Origin of the sequence: Pantoea sp. LS15 (assembly GCF_012241585.1) — a bacterium.
Taxonomy (GTDB): Bacteria; Pseudomonadota; Gammaproteobacteria; order Enterobacterales; family Enterobacteriaceae; genus Enterobacter.
This window is the reverse complement of sequence record NZ_JAAVXA010000003.1, coordinates 60,223-77,878: the sequence shown is the minus strand read 5'-3', so window position 1 is coordinate 77,878 and position 17,656 is coordinate 60,223. Positions and strand designations below refer to the sequence as shown.

The following is a 17,656-nucleotide window of genomic DNA, read 5'->3' as shown; positions in this document are numbered from 1 at the left end:
GTCAATGTTCAATCACCCCCTTAGTCTGCCCGCCATTGCGATAGCGGCGTTGTTCTCTTTCCCGAGTGTTGTCAATGCAGCGAACCACGCGCCTCTTGAACGCTGGCGAAGCTACGCTGGTGTAAGCTGGGATTCCCCTCAGGACGGACAGATCTCTGAGCCGTTCTCCGGTTCAGTCAATGCCCCTATTGCTGGTATCCATTTTGATGCAAAGGGCCGGGCTTTTGTCAGCACGCCCCGGCTGGTGTCAGCTGCGGCTCCCGCGACATTGAGCATTCTGGATACGACGGTTCAGTCCGGCCCTGCCCGCCTGACGGCATTTCCGTCACGTCAGGCGAATGCAGTGAATTCCGCTCCAGAGCAAAACCTGCGCAACGTACTCGGCTTTTATATTGACCGTAAAAACAACTGGTTATGGGCGCTGGATATGGGGTTTGTTGCAGGCGAAACAGAATCCCCTGTAGGGTCGCAGAAACTGCTCATACTGGATCTCGACTCTGGTCGCACCATTAAACGTATCGCCCTGGATGGCGTAGCGGACCGCAAGGCCAGCTTCCTTAATGATGTGGTTGTCGACGAGAACCGCCGTGTCGCCTATATCTCCGACAGCGGCTCGCGGAGTGCACCGGAAAACCGTGTGGGAGTTATTGTCGTAGATTTCGCCACCGGTACGGCACGACGCGTACTCGATCGTCACCCTGCGCTGCAGATTGAGCCTGGCGTTAACGTTGTCTCGCATGGGGCTGAAGTATGGCCGGGTAAGCCTTTACTGATTGGTATCAATGGTATTGCACTTTCTCCCGATTCGAACACGCTTTACTGGACAGTGACAACCGGAACGCGTGCGTATGCGGTACCGACCGCAATACTCAGACAGCCAGCTTCAACCGATGTACAAATCGCCGAACAGATCCGCGATCTGGGTAGAGTGGGAGGCAATACCGACGGTATTGTGACAGATGAAAAAGGTAACCTCTACATCACCGATGTCACACGCAATGGTATCGTCAGATACGATCCTAAGACCCTTTCCATGTCGCTGATTGCAGCAAGTGAAGATATACACTGGCCAGACACACCGGCAATCGGTCCGAACGGGGATCTGATATTTACCTCGAGTAGCCTCAATGATCACTTCGCGGGAGCCGTTAAATCTGGAGAGGAACGCTATGATTTATGGCGCTTGCCTCTCAGTGCCTCAAAGGATTAGTCGCGTGTCACTTCAGTAATTAGCATCGACAATCCATTCAGGTAATGACTTTTTTTTGCCAGCTCACGATATTTGGTTGGGGAGAGTCCATATTGATTCGAGAACGCTCTGCTGAACGTTGATGGCTCCTCGTAGCCTAACATCGTGAATATATCTGAAACAGAAAGCTGCGTATGTCTGAGCATCTGCGCAGCTTTTTCAAGTTTCCTGCTTCGGATATAGAGACCTATACTTATGCCACACTCCTGGCGAAAGTTTCGTTGAATATAAGCCAATGAATAACCGGATTTCCGTGCCACATCTAAAACGGTAATAGGCCTGTATAAATTCGAGTCAATCCAGTGAGTAAGAGACTTAATTACAGCTTCACGATCTTTTAAAAGAGTAAATTTAATACACATAAGTATCCACGAAATTTTATTTACACGAAGGCCGCTGGCAAAGTCATCCAATGACAATTGAAAATAAATATTTCCCAAAAGAAAAATCACCCTAATAATAGGGTGAAAGAACGCTTACTGTATTTTAGAAAGATGTCTTTGCAACATCTTCGTTTTTTTCAGGCCCATACAGTTTCATAAACGCATTAACGGAGGCCTGCGCTTTCATGACAATTTCACTTTCGTCAGGTTGGTCCTTTCTTGCTTTTAAAAGCAAGGGTTCCAGTATGTCGGCCTGGAGAAGAGAACGGAAATACTCAGCGGCCAGCACAGGATCATCTTTTCTTAAGATGTTTTGATTCATTAAATCGGTAAAAAGCGCTGATACATTTGAACGCAGTTTTTGCATACGCGCATAATATAATTCTCCGATACCCGACCTTCCGGCCTCAGAAATCATTAATCTTTGCAAATCCACAATATCCGGGGAGCAAATATAACGTAAAAAGGCAACGGCAAATTGCTCGATGACCAGTTGCGGTGATTTTCTGAAAAGGCGCACCTGCCCTGCAGTTTCGATAGTCATGCTCTTAATATACTGTTCTGTTTCAGAAGACATGCATTCTACAAATAGTTCTTCTTTCGAAGAAAAGTGACTGTAAATTGTCGATTTTGAGCCACCCACAATCGCGTTAATCTCTGAGATAGACGTGGCATCAAATCCTTTTTGTCGGAACAGCCCGGATGCAACTTCCAGAATCTGTTGCCGTTTAAGCGCTCTTTTATCCATATGTTTCCTCTGTAGTTTAGGTGTTTGGCCGTTGACCAACACTTTTGTTATCTGATTTCGGAATCACGTCTGTTAGTAGGGTTCGTAATCGTACTGACGAGTACATTTTCATTTGACGGTAATCAGAAGTCAAGATATAAAGTGTACCGTACTGTACGGTACTGTATTTGGACTACTCTATGAACAGCATGATGAGCGTACTGATGAAAGGTTTTCAGGAGACACTCCCGAGGTGTCGTATTTCCGGCTTAACCCGGTCCAGGATAGTGATGAGCTGTGTTGTCATTTCCGCCATCAGTATGAGCGGATGCGCCATGATCCCCGATCTTGCCCCTCCTCCTCCTATGAAGACGGTCACACAACTTAAAAGCGATCAAAGTTTTCCCCATCAGAACGGCCAGTGGCCGAAAGATGACTGGTGGAAGAAATACGGTGATGGGCAGCTAAACGGGCTGATTGATGATGCGCTTAAAAATTCCCCCACGCTTAACATCGCCGAAGCTCGCGTGAAACAAGCGCAGGCGATGACACAAAGTGCAAGCGGATCACTTTTCCCTGAGGTCACCGCAAACGCCAGCTTTATGCGGGACAAAATGAGTTACAACTATGTGACGCCTGAAAGCGCAACGCCTCAAAACTGGAACAGCTATGGGCGCACCACGCTTGATATGAGCTGGGAAATCGATTTTTGGGGTAAAAACCGCGCTGCGCTCGCGGCTGCAACATCAGGTGAAATGGCGGCGGTAGCGGAAGAAGCACAAACAAGACTGGTGCTCTCTTCGTCTATTGTTGCCGTTTACGCGGAGCTGGCGCATTTATACACCGTTCGCGAAACGCTTAACGATACCCTCACGATACGAACCAATACACTTGCGTTGTTCCAGCAACGACATGACGCGGGGCTTGAAGATTTATCCAGTCTTCAACAGGTCGAGACGCGTCAACTCAACGCAAAAGCCAACCTGGTGGCAATAAATGAAGCTATTGCGATCAAAAAACATGAGCTTGCTGCACTGATCGGTGATGGGCCTGACAGAGCGCTGGCAATAAGCGCGCCTAAGGCAACGCTTTTAGCGCATGAGGAACTGCCTCCCAATATTGCGCTGGATCTGATTGGTCGGCGTCCTGATATTGTCGCGGCACGTTTACGCGCAGAGGCTGCAGCAGAGCAAATTAAGCAGAAAAAAGCCGGTTTTTACCCCAGCGTTAATCTGGTTGCCTTTGCCGGGTTCCAGTCATTGGGTATTAACAACCTTACCCGGAGTGGCTCAGCCATTGGCAGTTTTGGCCCGGCCATATCGTTGCCAATATTTAATACGCAGAAGCTACAGGGTGATTTGAAATACGCCAATGGTGAATATGATATTGCGGTGCAAGTTTATAACGACACGTTAACGAATGCTCTTCGGGAAGTGAGCGATGCACTCACCAGCAGAGCCTCTCTTAAAGACGAGAGTATTTATTCTCAGGGTGCAGTCATATCGGCAGAAAAGGCTTATTCACTCACCAAACAAAGATATGAAGGAAAGGTTGCTGATTATCTGGATGTCTTGTCCTCGGAAGATGAACTGGTCGCTGCCCGAAGAAAATTAGCCGATGTTAATTCTCGCGCCTTTACGATTGACGTCGCATTAGCGCGTGCATTGGGCGGTGGATATACCTCAGGCAAACAGTGATTTTTAACACCAGGTTAATAACTAAATAGTGGAAAGAAAGGAAATAAAATGAGTCATTCTGCAGCTATTGAAAATCAAAATATTGAATCATCCGAGATCAAAAAGACAAAAAGAAAACGTCTGTTCTCTTATCTTGCATTAAGTATCGCGCTTGCTGGTGCAGGCTCGTTCGCATATTGGGAATTAGTGGGTTCCCGTTATGTTGAAACCGATAACGCCTATACCGATGTCGAGTCCGCTCAACTCTCTTCTGCAATCACCGGCACAGTAAGTGCCATCCTGGTGACGGATTCTCAGGTGGTAAAAAAAGGCGATGTTCTGATCCAGTTGGATCCCACCGACGCAGAGTTAGCCCTTAATCAGGCGGAAGCAAACCTGAACCTGTCCATTCGGCGGGTGAATGGATATAAGGCCACTGATACAAAACTCGGCGCAGAAGTTGTGGCGAATGAAAAAGAACAAAAACGCCTGCTGGCCCAGGTTGATGCCGCAAACGCTGACTTCCAGCGCGCGACGGTTGACCTCAAGCGACGCGAAGCGTTAATGCAGACAGGCGCGATTTCAGGCGACGAACTGACACGAATCCAAAACGTTTATGCTTCCGCACTGGCAAACCTGAATGCCGCGAAAGCCGCTGTGGCGCAAGCAGATGCCGCGAAACAGGCGGCGGTGGGCGCAAGACAGGCGAATGCCGTGATGATTGAGGATGCAAATACCGAGACCAACCCGGAAGTCGCTCTCGCCAGAGCGAAGCGCGATCAAGCCAGACTGGATCTGGAAAGAACCGTGATCCGTTCGCCAGTTGATGGTGTGGTTGCGCGTCGCCAGGTCGAGCTTGGACAACGTGTCCAGCCTTCCACACCGTTATTGTCTGTGGTGCCGGTGCAGCAAATTCATGTCAATGCCAACTTCAAAGAAGTTCAGCTCCAGCATGTGAAAGTGGGACAGAAAGTCGAACTGGTGAGCGACCTGTATGGCGATAACGTGCCTTTCCATGGAACAGTAGAAGGATTTGATGGTGGCACTGGCGCCGCGTTTTCAATTATTCCTGCGCAGAACGCAACGGGTAACTGGATTAAGGTCGTACAGCGTTTGCCCGTACGCATCAAACTCAATGCTGACGAGCTTGCAGCACATCCGTTGCGGGTTGGGTTGTCCATGAAAGCGACAGTTAACTTAAAAAGTGAATAACGGAAACCAGTCCATGTCTACATTAGTTATCGATAATCAGCCTCCTTCGCTGAAAGGCGGTATGTTATGGATTGGTGCCCTGGTGCTTGCAATGGCGAACTTTTTAGCTGTGCTCAATATGACCATTGCAAACGTCACTCAACCCAACATGGCTGGCGCCCTGGGCGCGGGAACCAGCCAGGGAACATGGATCATCACGGCCTATGCTGTTGCTGAAGCCATCACAGTACCGCTATCAGGATGGTTAACAACACGGTTCGGTGGCGTGCGCGTTTTCTCCGTTTCTGTGTTCATGTTTGGTATTTTTTCTTTGCTTTGTGGCCTTTCCACTTCGCTGGGAATGCTGCTGCTGATGAGGGTTTTTCAGGGAATGGCAGGTGGCCCCCTGATGGCATTATCACAAACGTTACTGCTGCGTATTTTCCCTAAAGAAAAATCCATGCAGGCGACGGGATTATGGGCAATGACAACATTGCTGGCCCCCGTAATAGGCCCTGTTCTCGGGGGATGGATTTGCGATCATTACAGCTGGTCGTGGGTGTTTATCATCAACGTTCCAATGGCAATCGCTTTTTCATTAGTTGCGTGGTCAGTATTGAAAGTCTTCGAAGATAAACTGATTAATAACTCTATAGATATCGTTGGATTTATTTTATTGGTTATCTGGGTTGGCGCGCTGCAGATCATGCTGGATGAAGGGAAAGACCTTGACTGGTTTGCCTCAGAAGAAATATGTGTTCTGGCGATTGTTGCCTGTGTTGGCTTTTTAAGTTTCTGTATCTGGGAGCTGACCGCCGAACATCCGATCGTTGATATCAGAGTTTTTCGCCATCGTGGTTTTTCGGCCAGCATGTTTGTTCTCGCACTCGCATTTGGATGTTTTTTTGGTCTGAATGTCCTCACACCTTTGTGGCTACAATACAACTTAGGATATACAACAACATGGGCAGGTATTGTGGTTGCCTGGGGCGGACTTCTGCAGGTGGTATTTTCTCCGGTTGCCGCTAACCTTTCCAACAAAATCGATCCGCGCATTCTTATCTTCTTTGGCTGCGCCTGGCTAGGTCTCGACACCTTCTGGCGATCCTATGCGACGACCGATATGGACTACTGGTCCATCTGTGTACCTTTGTTATTCATGGGCGTTGGTATGCCATTGTATTATGTCCCGATTACAGGGCTTGCAATGGGCTCTGTAAATGAATCGGAAATGCCTTCAGCAGCGGGGTTAATGAACTTTGTTCGAACGTTATCGGGTGCATTTGCCACATCACTCGTGACTACATCCTGGCAGGACCAGCGATATATAGCACATGACAAACTGGCATCTGTCGTCGATCCTACTGGCGATCTTTCGCATTACATTAGTTCAGCTCCTCAGCAAAGTGGACAATTTGTTCGCGAGCTTTTTGACAAGATGGTCAACAGCCAAAGCATGATGCTTTCGACCAATAATCTGATGATGTCGATAAGCGTCATATTTTTTATCGCTGCATTTGCGATTGCATTAGCACCGAAACCTTCGCGCGTGGTCGATGCCACCTCTGTAGGACACTAATATTTATTCAGCACAGGGATGTGAGTATCATAAAACAGAGAAATTCTGATGAACAATAAATTACACACACCGGGCAGTCGAGATCTTCTTTATAAGAAAATATTCCTTTCAATATCCGAAATGAAATACATTGAAAGAGAGATAAAAAAGTTCAACTGGTTAGAGCGCACTTTTTTAAGGAAAAAAGAGTTCTATAAAATGCAATATCACAAAAATAAATGTGACAGCAACTTCTTTAGATTTATCAATAGCGCACCGGACAACCAAAATACCTTAATTGATATTCTGGAACAATTACCTGAAAATCATTCTGACAGAACATGGTTGACGTCTTTCCTGCTTTGAACGTGTCAGGAGGGAAACATAATAAGCAGAATACCGTTTCCCGCTTGATAAAAGGACCGAAAGCTACATATAGATAAAATCAGGTTACCTCATGAAAATAAGCGATTTTCAATGTAAGATTGAAAGGAATAGCGATTATAAGGATGTTTGTCTCACCATTCTTCTAATACTGCAGGTTTTAACCATTTTTATCATCTCACCCGTAACGGAGAGCGAACACAAAAGCTATCACTGGCTAAACAATGCGTTATTCTCAGCGATGGCCTTGATTTCGATATTTATTGTTTCTAAAGATATAAAAAGATATCTGGCTATACTCAGTTTTTCATTTTGTCTGGTTGGGTTAGCGGTCGGTTCAACAACGACCACACATAAAACCACAGGAATACTGGTAATTCTGTCTGGAATTTTTTTCTGTCTCAATGTTAGCTGGATTGTGGCACAGCAGGTTTTCGAGGAGGGTGTCGTGACGCTTCATCGCATCCGGGGCGCTATGGTTATCTATCTGAATATATCACTTTTGTTTGCGCTGCTGGATTGTTTACTGGTGGGATTCATTCCCGATGCATATACAGGAATACCAGACGATAATTCAATTGAGACAATGCTTTACTTCAGCCTTACAACACTAACAACCCTTGGTTATGGTGATATCCTGGCAATTCATCCTTTTGCACGTAATCTGGCGATGCTTGAGGCGGTGATTGGTCAATTTTATATGAGTACAATGATTGCTATTTTAGTCGGTTTGCATATAGCACAGAGAACACCCACATCAAAAAAGTGAATAAACGCTTTTTTAGCATGCAGGACAGATATCATTTTGACAGCAAGAAAAAAGTGGACGCTTCCCAGTGGATGAAGCGTCCAAAATCAGGCAATTATTCAGACACAGATTGAAACCGTAAACTGACGATCTCATCGATAATATCTCACACCCTCTTCTCTTTATTATTTACATTTTCTGCCATCGAATAAGAAAAAAACGGTCCGTAGGCGGTAACTTTTTAAGCACGTATGTTGCCCGGGCGAACCCGCAGAATTGTATTCATCCCATCAGGAACAGTGTCCCCTGCACCTTCTCACCTGAGGTGGACAAATTGTGCGCAGAGCGACCGTCCCGGCCGCGTCACTTCCACCAGGTCTCTACCCGCAAAGGGAGGGGGCTGTGCGATAGCACGCTCACCGTTTTCATCACAGGAAAAATCCGTGGAGAGAGACTAACAATCAATAAAAGCGATCATTTTTTAAGCACATGAGGGCTTGTGCAAGCAACTTTAGGTTTTCTCAAAAAGTTAAGTGTCGTTCGACTGTGAAACGCCTCATCATCACAAATCACTAAGCAATTGATTTTTCTATACTTAAATCAATTAAAACTATAAAAACCATTACTGCTCAACAAAATATATAAACTAGTATGATAACTAAATTATAATTCATATACTTCTGGTAAAAAGTGGAGGTCAAAATGCGATTAATGCTACTGCTGTTATGCTGTCTGGTGCAAAGTGTAACCTGGGCTGGTGAACTGCCAAAACCAGTCGGTAAACCCATTTTAACGATTTACGGTAATATAGAAAATACCAATGAAAATGGAAAAGCAGTGTTTGATCTCGCCAGCCTTGAAAAACTGGGTATGGTGAGTTTTGAGACAACATCCCCCTGGTATAATGGCCGCACTAAGTTTGAGGGTGTTCCAATGAGCAAACTCATGGATTATGTGGGTGCGAAGGGGTCAAACATTAATGTTATCGCGCTCAATGATTACTCTACCACCATCCCACTCAGTGACTTCCAAAAATACAACGCCATACTTGCCTTAAAGGTCAATGGCGAATATATGCGCATCCGCGATAAAGGTCCATCATTCATTGTATACCCCTATGACAGTCTTCCTGAGTTGAATAATCAGATTTATTACTCACGATCAGCATGGCAGGTTAGCAAAATGAAGATTGAGTAGTAGTTCAGGAGAACATAATGAACAGGATACTGGTTGGTATCATTTTTTCTCTTTTTATCACGACAGGATATATTGCATACCTTGTTTATGATCGTCAGCAGGAGTTGCAAAAACTGACTCAATACACTGAGTCCTGGTCGGTGGCCCAACTGGTATCTGAGTATTACCGTTTTGAATCATGGCTTGGTCTATACGCAACCGATACCGATGACGTTACGATAGACCAGGTCCGCATGCGCCTTGAAATTATGCTGAGCCAGGGCGATTTAATGAAAGGGGGGGATTTAGGTCGCTATATTGACAGCGATAAAGCGCACCAGGAGCTCGCTTCACGCCTAGAGCAAATACTGAACTATCTGGATGGTAATCTTGAAAAAATGAGCCATCATGAGTTACAGGCATACCTGAAAAATATGCATATGCTCGATGCACCTCTGAGTCAACTTTCTGCAACAGCATTAACAAAAGACATTAACACGGTTAATGAATCGAACTATAAAATACAGATTCTTTATTATATTTACTCTGCGCTTTCATTGCTCCTGGTGATATTAAGTTTCATCCTGGGGTTTTTAATGATTTATCAGAACAAAAATATTCTCAAAGCACATATGCAGGTTAAAAGCCTTGCGGAAGAGCTCCAGTTATCAAAAGAAACACTGCAAATTCAGAATGCGAAGCTGGAATATGATGTCTACCATGATTCCCTCACCGGGATGAAAAACCGACTTTACTTCTGGGACGATCTCAACAAAATTAATCTTCAGGCAGATAAAAACCATATCCCTGTAACGGTAATGTTATTTGATTTAGACCGGTTTAAAGAGGTTAACGATACCTACGGCCATGATACCGGCGATTTACTGTTACGTCAGGTATCCCGCCGTCTGACTTCAATGAGTTGCGATTCAGAGACATTTTACCGTCTGGGCGGAGACGAGTTTGCGCTTCTGTCCAGCGGTTTAATCGAAACAGCAGCACTCTCACGCGCCAAAGAAATCTGCGATGAGATTAGCCAGCCCTATACGATTAACAATCAGCTTATAAAAATTGCCACCTGTGTGGGTATCGTTTTATCAGACAATGAACGACGCTCTGATTATCTCTATAAATTTGCCGATCTGGCGCTCTATGAAGCCAAAAAAGATGGCCCGCAACAAATAAAAGTCTTCCGTCAACGGATGCTACAAAAGCTGCTTGAAAGCAGAACCCTTGAACATGATATGGTATTGGCATTAGAAAACAATGAGTTCGTTGTTTATTACCAGCCTATTGTCGATTCATTCAGCAAGGAAATTTACGGCTATGAAGCGTTGATTCGCTGGATACACCCTGCAAAAGGGATTCTGTCACCTGATTACTTTATTTCTGTCGCTGAAAAAACAGGAATGATTAACGAGATTGGTAAATATGTGCTTGAACTTGCCTGCAGAGAAGCCGCCTCCTGGGCGGTTCCGGCAAGGATTTCCGTGAATGTCTCGCCTGTTCAGTTGAGCAGCAAATCGTTTACCGCGATGGTGCAGTCTGTCCTGAAAGAAACGGGTTTACCGCCTAACCGTCTTGAGTTAGAGGTAACAGAGTCGTCCCTCTTCACGGACATCAATGCCCCAATAAATATACTCAAAAAACTAAGAACAACGGGTGTGAAAATTTCCATTGATGATTTTGGGACAGGGTATTCCTCACTATCAAGACTCAGTGAGCTTAATTTCGATAAAATAAAAATCGATAAATCCTTTGTGAATTCTATATCTACGAAAGAGGATGCTCTTAATATCGTCAAACTCATTGCGGGCATGGCAAAGAGCCTCAATATGAAGGTCATTGCCGAAGGCGTTGAAACCGAAGAACAACTGGAACGTCTTCAGGTTCTGGGTTGCGATCTGCTGCAGGGGTATCTGTTCGGAAAACCTCAATCTCAAGTCGACCTAAAAATCAAAAACGGCTAAATCACATTTAGCGTTTTCTCCTGCCTTACACAGCACTTTTTCATTATCCGTTAACGCCTTAGTAACGGAAAAAAAGACGCCTCGTCAGGGAACGGCGGCGTCCAGAATGAAAAAACCAGGCATCAATTCCATCAAGATATATGTGTCGAAAACGGTACGAAACCGTTTGCGTACGCATTATCTCACAGCAGGAGAGTCCCATCAGCTACCAAAATGGGTAATAACTGATGCGGAGTTCCAGCCGATGCCTGCCTCTCCGACTTCACAGCGTCAGAGGAAACTGCAGTGATTGTTCGTATATAGGGAAAGCCGTACTAAAACGGGTGCTTCCAGGTGAGATTCTGACAACTCACAGCCCTGCTCTTTCATGACCCTGCCGGTAATATTCTGAAGCCTCTCAGGGTTGCCACAGCTTCTACGGTCCAGTACTGGTCAAGGGCCATGTGAGCGGATACACGTTTAAACTCTGCGCTGAAATTTCTTCTTTTCACTGGAGCACCGGTGTTGTTCTTAGGTGAGCAAATCACCTCTGTTTAGGTGGCCAAATTCAGTGTGCCACTACAGTTCCGCTAAAATCAGACGTTGGGAAAGCATTGCCTGTTGTCTTCGACCTTATTGCACGTAAAATAACCAGATACATTTTGGGAAGGAGTCTTTAATGGATATCGCACTGCTCAACAGGGGCTGGAACAGAACATGGTCAGATACCATGGTGAATCTGGAAGCCCGGAAACTCGTCGAAACAGCAAATCGGTTATCAGCATTCTATTTGCAAGATGGGATAACACGTATCAAGTTTGTTGGAGAGATAAAACAGGTTGTAGAGAAAGAATTTGAAACAGCACGACGGGCTAAAACCGATGAAGAATGTATCGTATGCATCAAAAATCTGCGTGCTGAAACAGACAACCTGCTTGAACAAGAGCGTCTGTTAAGAACCAGGTCCGCACAGCTTTACGCGAAGGTCGAGTTTGTTAAGGAAAATAATAAAATCGTCGGCTACATGATTTCAGTTATTCACATTGTGGTTTCTGGAATGGCAATTGCTGGCGGTGCGTTGATGGTCGCTACAATGACACCTTTAGGTATGCTGGCAGGGGCTATCCTTGTCACAGATGGCATTAACGGTCTGTCAAAAGAAATTATTCCTGATATATATGGAAAACAATATAAAACAGAGGGATTTGTGGCTGATGGCACTATGGAAGCGGCCCAATTTATGGGTTTCAAGCCTGAAGCAGGGCTTGCGACTTATAACGCCATTACGTTAACTGCAAGTGTATATAGCATCTTTGGATTAGCCAGAAGACCCGAAGCGTGGAGGCTATTTAAATGGATGCCCCGTGATTTCTATCGCAAAGTCGATACGATGAGCCGGCCAAAATTAACAATGAAAATAGTCGGTTATGGACTTAAGGCCAAAGTAATATTTGACCTGCTTTCTACTGACACATCGAACCATTAGCCTCTGAATTTTCTCCAGAACCGCCAGGATTTGTAAGAAAGGACTGGCGGCTGAATAAATGCAACGATGACTATTGCGATCAGAATTGATATCCCACCGCCTACGACGGTTTCTTTCGCAGAAAACAACACTAAAATGATAAAAACCATCAGACATACCGATGTTATCCATAAAACAACCCTGAATCGATTAGCCAGATCCTGAATCGCTTCCTCTAACGTTCCACCATAGCTTTCAACATTGTTTTTTATCTTCTGCAAATCCGATGGTGTAAACCCTGAACGTAACAACGCCTCATCAGTCACTTTCATATCGTATCGTCCTTTATCACTCAGAAGTTGTTTCTCAATCACTGATTGTGCCAGCAATCATACTGATGAACTTTATAGCAATCCAGCCGAAACTTTTCGGCAGACTCTATCCCCTTTATTGTCTTCTGGGTGGTGCCAGGGCGTTTCGGCCATTGAAGGTTAACGATCACATGATGTTTGTACAATTTATTAGATTTCTAACAATACAAACTATTTAGCGCCGTGATCGGTAGGTTAAAATATGTTGTTAGCCGCTCGCGCTAATTTGATTTCCTCTTGCGCTTCGTGGTTGCTGCATTGTTGGCTTTTGACATAGTATCCCCTCCCTGAATCTGCCAGCGCTCACCGTACAGCAGAGAGACATTACAATGAAAAGTACGACAAGCATGGTGGCTGTAAGCCATCAGACAGGCGACTATCCCTGCAGCTTCACTGGTAATCTCTGCGCCATTGCCGTTCATGGTGTTAAACAGCGCCAACTTCTCATCGGTATCTCCATTTGTTTCCGGGGCCATAAACGCACCGCCGTTACTCAGTGTGTAAAATTCCAGATACCCCCGCAGTAGTCTGCGCAGAAGCGGTCCATCCAGGCGAAGAACTGGCAGGTTGTGGCAGGTTTTTCAGAAACGTAGCAACGGCGATTTTGCTGGTGATCCGGGTGGAAGCGACATCCACCTCTAAATTTAACAATCTAAAAAATACATTTGTCTGGTTAACTGGATGAAATCACATTATTCAACCATGAGGTTGGGATAATGCGATAAATTCACGTAACTGGAGAAATAACATGGAGTTTTTCAGGAAAACGGCACTGGCAGCACTGGTAATGGGTTTCAGCGGTGCAGCGCTCGCCTTACCGAACGTCACCATTTTAGCGACCGGCGGGACGATTGCCGGTGGCGGTGACTCCGCAACCAAATCTAACTATACGGCGGGCAAAGTTGGCGTAGAGAATCTGGTCAAAGCCGTTCCTCAACTTAAGGATATCGCTAACGTTAAGGGTGAGCAGGTCGTCAATATCGGTTCGCAGGATATGAACGACGACGTCTGGTTAACCCTGGCGAAAAAGATCAATAACGAGTGTGACAACACCGACGGCTTCGTGATTACCCACGGTACCGACACCATGGAAGAGACCGCTTACTTCCTCGATCTAACCGTGAAGTGCAACAAGCCAGTGGTGCTGGTTGGCGCAATGCGTCCTTCTACCGGGATGAGCGCGGACGGTCCGTTCAACCTCTATAACGCGGTGGTGACTGCGGCGGATAAAGCCTCTGCCAGCCGTGGCGTGCTGGTGGTAATGAATGACACCGTGCTTGACGGGCGCGACGTGACCAAAACCAGCACCACCGATGTGGCGACCTTCAAATCCGTAAACTACGGACCGCTGGGCTACATTCATAACGGTAAAATCGACTACCAGCGTACGCCTGCGCGTAAGCACACCACCTCCACGCCGTTCGACGTTTCTAAGCTGAATGAACTGCCGAAGGTCGGTATCGTCTATAACTACGCGAATGCTTCAGATCTGCCGGCAAAAGCGCTGGTGGATGCGGGTTATGATGGGATAGTGAGCGCGGGTGTGGGTAACGGCAACCTGTACAAAACGGTCTTCGATACGCTGGCAACCGCAGCGCATAAAGGGACTGTTGTGGTGCGTTCTTCCCGCGTACCGACGGGTTCAACCACGCAGGATGCTGAAATCGATGATGCGAAGTACGGTTTCGTTGCCTCTGGTTCCCTGAATCCACAGAAGGCACGCGTACTGCTGCAACTGGCGCTGACGCAGACTAAAGATCCGAAACAGATCCAGACAATGTTTAATCAGTTTTAATCGCTGAAGGCGGCTGCGCTTATCACTTTGACGTTCAGGTCAGATAAGCGCAGCCGCCTTCAGCCAGTTTGCCGGATGGCTTTATCCGGCAAATGCACTTAGGATCTTATTCGGTGAGAAACAGTTCAGGCTGCGAGTTTAAAAACAGTTTTCCGTGCTGGGTGATCTGCCAGTGCGTCTCACTCCCGGTCAGATCCCCCTGAGCAATGGCCTCATCAAGCGGCTGACGAATCACCGTCTCCGACAACCCCGTATATTGCGTAAATTCAGCCCACGGAGCCGCTGCCGGCAGACGGAATCGGTTCATGAAAAATTCAAACGGTTTATCGACCTGCTCCACATTGAGCTGGCTTTTCATATAACGCCCCTGCATATAGCCACGCGGATGGCGCGTTTTGGTGGTGCGCAGAATGCGGCTATCGGGGAACGTGACTTTAATATACGCGCGGCGGATGTGGCCCTGTACCAGGCAAAAGAGCTGGGAAAAGCGAGTATTGTGAGCTTCACGATGCTGGAGACGGGGTAATCGTTAGCCCGCAACCGTTGGCTTCTCTTGCCAAAGGCTTTCTACTGGTGGTACTAGGGAGGATTGCTGAGACACAGCGGTGGTTACTAATATCACCAGCAAATTTGATGCCCGTCAAAGAAATATGACTACATGGCTCAAGTAATTAACGGGCAAGTCGATACTCAATATGAAATTACGTCAGCACACCTTACCTGGCTGAAAAGAGCCTTTTGTTAAATCAGCTGATATATCTGGCACAGATAATCGACACAGCCACTTAAGTTAAATTATTATATGGAGATAAAATGAAAGTACGTCTTTTAGCAATGGTATCAGCATCTTTAATTCTTGCTGGCTGCGCAGGATCGGTAAAACCAGACACCGTAAAGGCGGCAAATGGTAGCTCAATTGAAATTTACAGCGTGTCCGCCATTCCAGAGCTGAATAACAATCGAGTGGCCGATAGTCACTTACGCGAAGTAACTCCGGGTCATGTAGCGGCTGGTATGGGGATCGCGGTGGTCGGTGCATTACTCGGAAGTATCAACAGTAGTGATTTTGATAAAGAGAACTATAAAGGAACAACAGTCGAAACGCTGGAGAACCCAACAAACAACTGGTTTATTCCAAAAGCCAAACAAAATATTACTCAGTGGATGAATGAAAAAGGGAACGGCCACCTCTATAAACAACCGCTGTATATTGGTAAGGCGACCTGGGCATTAATCTATAAAGATGCGAATGCTGCAACGCCGCTTTATCAGCTAAAATATAAAGTTCTGTTTTATAAACGCCCGGAAAGCGGGAATATGTTCTCTGCATTTACAGTAGCAGAATGTACCCCAACACCTGTCGAAGCCCCATTGAGCGACTGGAATGCAAACAATTATAAGAAAGTTGTCAGCGAAACTGAAAAATATATGAATAGCTGCTTGCTTGAACTGAATAATCAGCTTCCACGCTTGCTAAAACAGTAATACCCGAAACTGAGCCCGACTCAGTGTTCTCACTTTGTTTTTAATACGACTCGATGAGTCCTTCATCGAGTCGATTAAGAATCCATTATTACATAGCCGCAATGATAAGAAAAAGTTAACAAATTAACGTCCCGCAAGTATGATTGCTCAGAAAATATCCAGGGAAAACACACCAGAAGGGTCAATATGAAGACATTACTAACATCGGTGTGTATTAATCAACGGGGAGCAGATCAGTTTAGCCTTCTTTTCTCTTACATTCCTTTGTGGACTATCCAGATATGGGTGATTGATAATTCAAATCTGAAGCTCAGTTTTTCATTGGTATTTCGTTCACTATTTTGAAAAATCTCGATATTCCAATGCCAATATCCGCTGTTCATTTCGAAGAATCACATCAGTTCCGACATGCAGCCATGCACTATCAGTAAAGTGGTGGGACGGCACCATCTCGCATTTCAAGCCTGCAACCGTGAAATGGTCAACGCTTTTGTTCTCAATCCAGACGGTAACAACATTGAAGCTGTTTATCATGGCGAGGGAGAACGCAGTGCCCACTGTCCCACTGTGTAGAGATCAGCCTTACTCTATGAGTACCTGAGAGTAATTATTCAGCGCCGACCATTCCCAGCAACGGCTTGTGACCTAGCCGTAATAACCATGCATAACTCATGATTAAATAATATCCGTTTAATGTTGGTTGAGTTTATCAACAGATACTACTAACACAGGACGTGATATTGACCAGAGCCTCACACGAACAGCCAGCCACAGCAGTAATGCTCCGGGCTGGTATCGCTGTCATCAGCCAGGTTTCCATCAGCTTCAGTGGCGCACTAAATCTCAAGGCCTGGCGCAAACATGTAAAAGATAATCTGGACGAGGAGGATATTATGTTTTCTTACGTGATGCTAGGTACTAACGATCTACAGCGTGCTATTAGATTCTACGATCCGTTGATGGAATTGCTTGGACATCCAAAGGCAGGCAGGAATGAAGAAGGGGCATCCTGGGGCACGTTCAGCGATAACCACACGACCGGGTTATGCATTGGTAGGCCTTTTGATCAGCAGCGTGCCGGAACAGGAAATGGCACGATGGTCGCGCTGAATGCCAGCTCATTTGAACATATCGCGCAATTGCATGCGCTCGCTCTCAGCCTCGGCGGGACTGATGAAGGCTCACCGGGACATAGGCCACATTACGGAGCAGGTTTTCACAGTGCTTATGTACGCGACCCAGATGGAAATAAATTAGCATTTGTGTATTACGCTATAGCGGATTGACAAATTTATTTCCTAGAATGATGTCTGCCGGATATACAACTTGCTGGTACCGGGGACTCCCCTTCGGGATCACACTTTCAATACCCGGCTATTCACTTACTAAAAAGAGGTGTTATCATTTCTCTTGTAAATACCTTTCAACTCTAACCGAGGCTTTGATGCTGGAGAATGTAATCATCCGATAATCAGCTCCCCCGACCTTACAGGCCGGAC

General features: G+C 45.9%; 16 protein-coding genes and 2 pseudogenes. 13 read left to right on the top strand and 5 right to left on the bottom strand.

Annotated elements, in window-relative coordinates; translation table 11 throughout:
* The first annotated feature begins 4 nt into the window (after positions 1 to 4).
* Positions 5 to 1,210 (top strand): L-dopachrome tautomerase-related protein, encoded by a 1,206-nt coding sequence (locus tag HED65_RS06255; protein WP_114977881.1) that lies wholly within the window; start codon positions 5 to 7, stop codon positions 1,208 to 1,210.
* Here the strand turns inward: HED65_RS06255 and HED65_RS06250 are convergent.
* Together HED65_RS06250 and HED65_RS06245 are read right to left on the bottom strand one after the other, a co-directional pair.
* Entirely contained in the window at positions 1,207 to 1,611 is a 405-nt protein-coding gene (locus tag HED65_RS06250) for a helix-turn-helix domain-containing protein (protein ID WP_114977880.1), read from the bottom strand. The genes HED65_RS06255 and HED65_RS06250 overlap by 4 nt on opposite strands.
* A 124-nt stretch (positions 1,612 to 1,735) precedes the next feature.
* The gene (locus HED65_RS06245; RefSeq protein WP_114977879.1) at positions 1,736 to 2,380 is read right to left on the bottom strand and encodes a TetR/AcrR family transcriptional regulator; all 645 of its coding nucleotides are present in this window, start codon (positions 2,378 to 2,380) and stop codon (positions 1,736 to 1,738) included.
* A gap of 269 nt (positions 2,381 to 2,649) precedes the next feature.
* Between HED65_RS06245 and HED65_RS06240 the strand changes: the two genes are divergently transcribed.
* The 8 genes from HED65_RS06240 to HED65_RS06205 all read left to right on the top strand — a co-directional run bounded on the left by HED65_RS06240 (position 2,650) and on the right by HED65_RS06205 (position 12,527).
* The gene (locus HED65_RS06240; RefSeq protein WP_114977878.1) at positions 2,650 to 4,056 is read left to right on the top strand and encodes an efflux transporter outer membrane subunit; all 1,407 of its coding nucleotides are present in this window, start codon (positions 2,650 to 2,652) and stop codon (positions 4,054 to 4,056) included.
* Between the two features lie 48 nt (positions 4,057 to 4,104).
* The gene (locus tag HED65_RS06235; RefSeq protein ID WP_114977877.1) at positions 4,105 to 5,247 is read left to right on the top strand and encodes an HlyD family secretion protein; all 1,143 of its coding nucleotides are present in this window, start codon (positions 4,105 to 4,107) and stop codon (positions 5,245 to 5,247) included.
* Positions 5,248 to 5,260: 13 nt separating this feature from the next.
* Entirely contained in the window at positions 5,261 to 6,805 is a 1,545-nt protein-coding gene (locus HED65_RS06230; protein WP_223256807.1) for a DHA2 family efflux MFS transporter permease subunit, read from the top strand.
* A gap of 48 nt (positions 6,806 to 6,853) precedes the next feature.
* Positions 6,854 to 7,150 (top strand): hypothetical protein, encoded by a 297-nt coding sequence (locus HED65_RS06225; RefSeq protein WP_114977876.1) that lies wholly within the window; start codon positions 6,854 to 6,856, stop codon positions 7,148 to 7,150.
* Positions 7,151 to 7,241: 91 nt separating this feature from the next.
* Positions 7,242 to 7,937, top strand: coding sequence for a potassium channel family protein (locus tag HED65_RS06220; RefSeq protein WP_114977875.1), 696 nt, complete (start codon positions 7,242 to 7,244; stop codon positions 7,935 to 7,937).
* Positions 7,938 to 8,618: 681 nt separating this feature from the next.
* On the top strand, positions 8,619 to 9,113 hold the full coding sequence (locus HED65_RS06215; RefSeq protein WP_114977874.1) for a putative pterin-binding protein: 495 nt from the start codon (positions 8,619 to 8,621) through the stop codon (positions 9,111 to 9,113).
* A 17-nt stretch (positions 9,114 to 9,130) separates the two neighbouring features.
* Positions 9,131 to 11,062, top strand: a complete 1,932-nt coding sequence (locus HED65_RS06210) for a putative bifunctional diguanylate cyclase/phosphodiesterase (RefSeq protein ID WP_114977873.1) — start codon at positions 9,131 to 9,133, stop codon at positions 11,060 to 11,062.
* A 658-nt stretch (positions 11,063 to 11,720) separates the two neighbouring features.
* Positions 11,721 to 12,527 (top strand): DUF4225 domain-containing protein, encoded by an 807-nt coding sequence (locus tag HED65_RS06205; RefSeq protein WP_114977872.1) that lies wholly within the window; start codon positions 11,721 to 11,723, stop codon positions 12,525 to 12,527.
* On the opposite strand, the gene HED65_RS06200 is transcribed toward HED65_RS06205, so the two are convergent.
* A complete protein-coding gene (locus HED65_RS06200; RefSeq protein ID WP_114977871.1) occupies positions 12,524 to 12,838 on the bottom strand; it encodes a hypothetical protein in 315 nt (104 codons plus the stop codon). The genes HED65_RS06205 and HED65_RS06200 overlap by 4 nt on opposite strands.
* Before the next feature lie 374 nt (positions 12,839 to 13,212).
* Positions 13,213 to 13,529 (bottom strand): annotated as a pseudogene (locus tag HED65_RS06195) (antirestriction protein); the annotation flags it as partial.
* Between the two features lie 96 nt (positions 13,530 to 13,625).
* Between HED65_RS06195 and ansB the strand changes: the two are divergent.
* Positions 13,626 to 14,672 carry an L-asparaginase 2 gene (gene ansB / locus HED65_RS06190; RefSeq protein ID WP_114977870.1) on the top strand — a complete coding sequence of 349 codons (1,047 nt, stop codon included), beginning with the start codon at positions 13,626 to 13,628 and terminating at the stop codon, positions 14,670 to 14,672.
* Between the two features lie 106 nt (positions 14,673 to 14,778).
* Here ansB and HED65_RS06185 read toward each other — a convergent pair.
* Positions 14,779 to 15,117: pseudogene (locus tag HED65_RS06185) on the bottom strand (radical SAM family heme chaperone HemW); the annotation flags it as partial.
* On the opposite strand from HED65_RS06185, the gene HED65_RS06180 reads away from it, so the two are divergent.
* The 3 genes from HED65_RS06180 to HED65_RS06170 all read left to right on the top strand — a co-directional run bounded on the left by HED65_RS06180 (position 15,058) and on the right by HED65_RS06170 (position 17,443).
* The gene (locus tag HED65_RS06180; RefSeq protein ID WP_168112371.1) at positions 15,058 to 15,198 is read left to right on the top strand and encodes a hypothetical protein; all 141 of its coding nucleotides are present in this window, start codon (positions 15,058 to 15,060) and stop codon (positions 15,196 to 15,198) included. The pseudogene HED65_RS06185 and the gene HED65_RS06180 sit on opposite strands and share 60 nt — an antisense overlap.
* Positions 15,199 to 15,485: 287 nt before the next feature.
* Entirely contained in the window at positions 15,486 to 16,157 is a 672-nt protein-coding gene (locus tag HED65_RS06175) for a hypothetical protein (RefSeq protein WP_114977868.1), read from the top strand.
* 893 nt (positions 16,158 to 17,050) lie between these two features.
* Positions 17,051 to 17,443 (top strand): VOC family protein, encoded by a 393-nt coding sequence (locus tag HED65_RS06170; RefSeq protein WP_059356352.1) that lies wholly within the window; start codon positions 17,051 to 17,053, stop codon positions 17,441 to 17,443.
* Positions 17,444 to 17,656: the final 213 nt, after the last annotated feature.

Excerpts from the sequence above, each read along its gene's own strand:
- HED65_RS06255 (WP_114977881.1), top strand. The coding sequence starts at position 5 with ATGTTCAATCACCCCCTTAGTCTGCCCGCCATTGCGATAGCGGCGTTG.
- HED65_RS06250 (WP_114977880.1), bottom strand. The coding sequence starts at position 1,611 with ATGTGTATTAAATTTACTCTTTTAAAAGATCGTGAAGCTGTAATTAAG.
- HED65_RS06245 (WP_114977879.1), bottom strand. The coding sequence starts at position 2,380 with ATGGATAAAAGAGCGCTTAAACGGCAACAGATTCTGGAAGTTGCATCC.
- HED65_RS06240 (WP_114977878.1), top strand. The coding sequence starts at position 2,650 with ATGAGCTGTGTTGTCATTTCCGCCATCAGTATGAGCGGATGCGCCATG.
- HED65_RS06235 (WP_114977877.1), top strand. The coding sequence starts at position 4,105 with ATGAGTCATTCTGCAGCTATTGAAAATCAAAATATTGAATCATCCGAG.
- HED65_RS06230 (WP_223256807.1), top strand. The coding sequence starts at position 5,261 with ATGTCTACATTAGTTATCGATAATCAGCCTCCTTCGCTGAAAGGCGGT.
- HED65_RS06225 (WP_114977876.1), top strand. The coding sequence starts at position 6,854 with ATGAACAATAAATTACACACACCGGGCAGTCGAGATCTTCTTTATAAG.
- HED65_RS06220 (WP_114977875.1), top strand. The coding sequence starts at position 7,242 with ATGAAAATAAGCGATTTTCAATGTAAGATTGAAAGGAATAGCGATTAT.
- HED65_RS06215 (WP_114977874.1), top strand. The coding sequence starts at position 8,619 with ATGCGATTAATGCTACTGCTGTTATGCTGTCTGGTGCAAAGTGTAACC.
- HED65_RS06210 (WP_114977873.1), top strand. The coding sequence starts at position 9,131 with ATGAACAGGATACTGGTTGGTATCATTTTTTCTCTTTTTATCACGACA.
- HED65_RS06205 (WP_114977872.1), top strand. The coding sequence starts at position 11,721 with ATGGATATCGCACTGCTCAACAGGGGCTGGAACAGAACATGGTCAGAT.
- HED65_RS06200 (WP_114977871.1), bottom strand. The coding sequence starts at position 12,838 with ATGAAAGTGACTGATGAGGCGTTGTTACGTTCAGGGTTTACACCATCG.
- ansB (WP_114977870.1), top strand. The coding sequence starts at position 13,626 with ATGGAGTTTTTCAGGAAAACGGCACTGGCAGCACTGGTAATGGGTTTC.
- HED65_RS06180 (WP_168112371.1), top strand. The coding sequence starts at position 15,058 with ATGGCGCGTTTTGGTGGTGCGCAGAATGCGGCTATCGGGGAACGTGAC.
- HED65_RS06175 (WP_114977868.1), top strand. The coding sequence starts at position 15,486 with ATGAAAGTACGTCTTTTAGCAATGGTATCAGCATCTTTAATTCTTGCT.
- HED65_RS06170 (WP_059356352.1), top strand. The coding sequence starts at position 17,051 with ATGTTTTCTTACGTGATGCTAGGTACTAACGATCTACAGCGTGCTATT.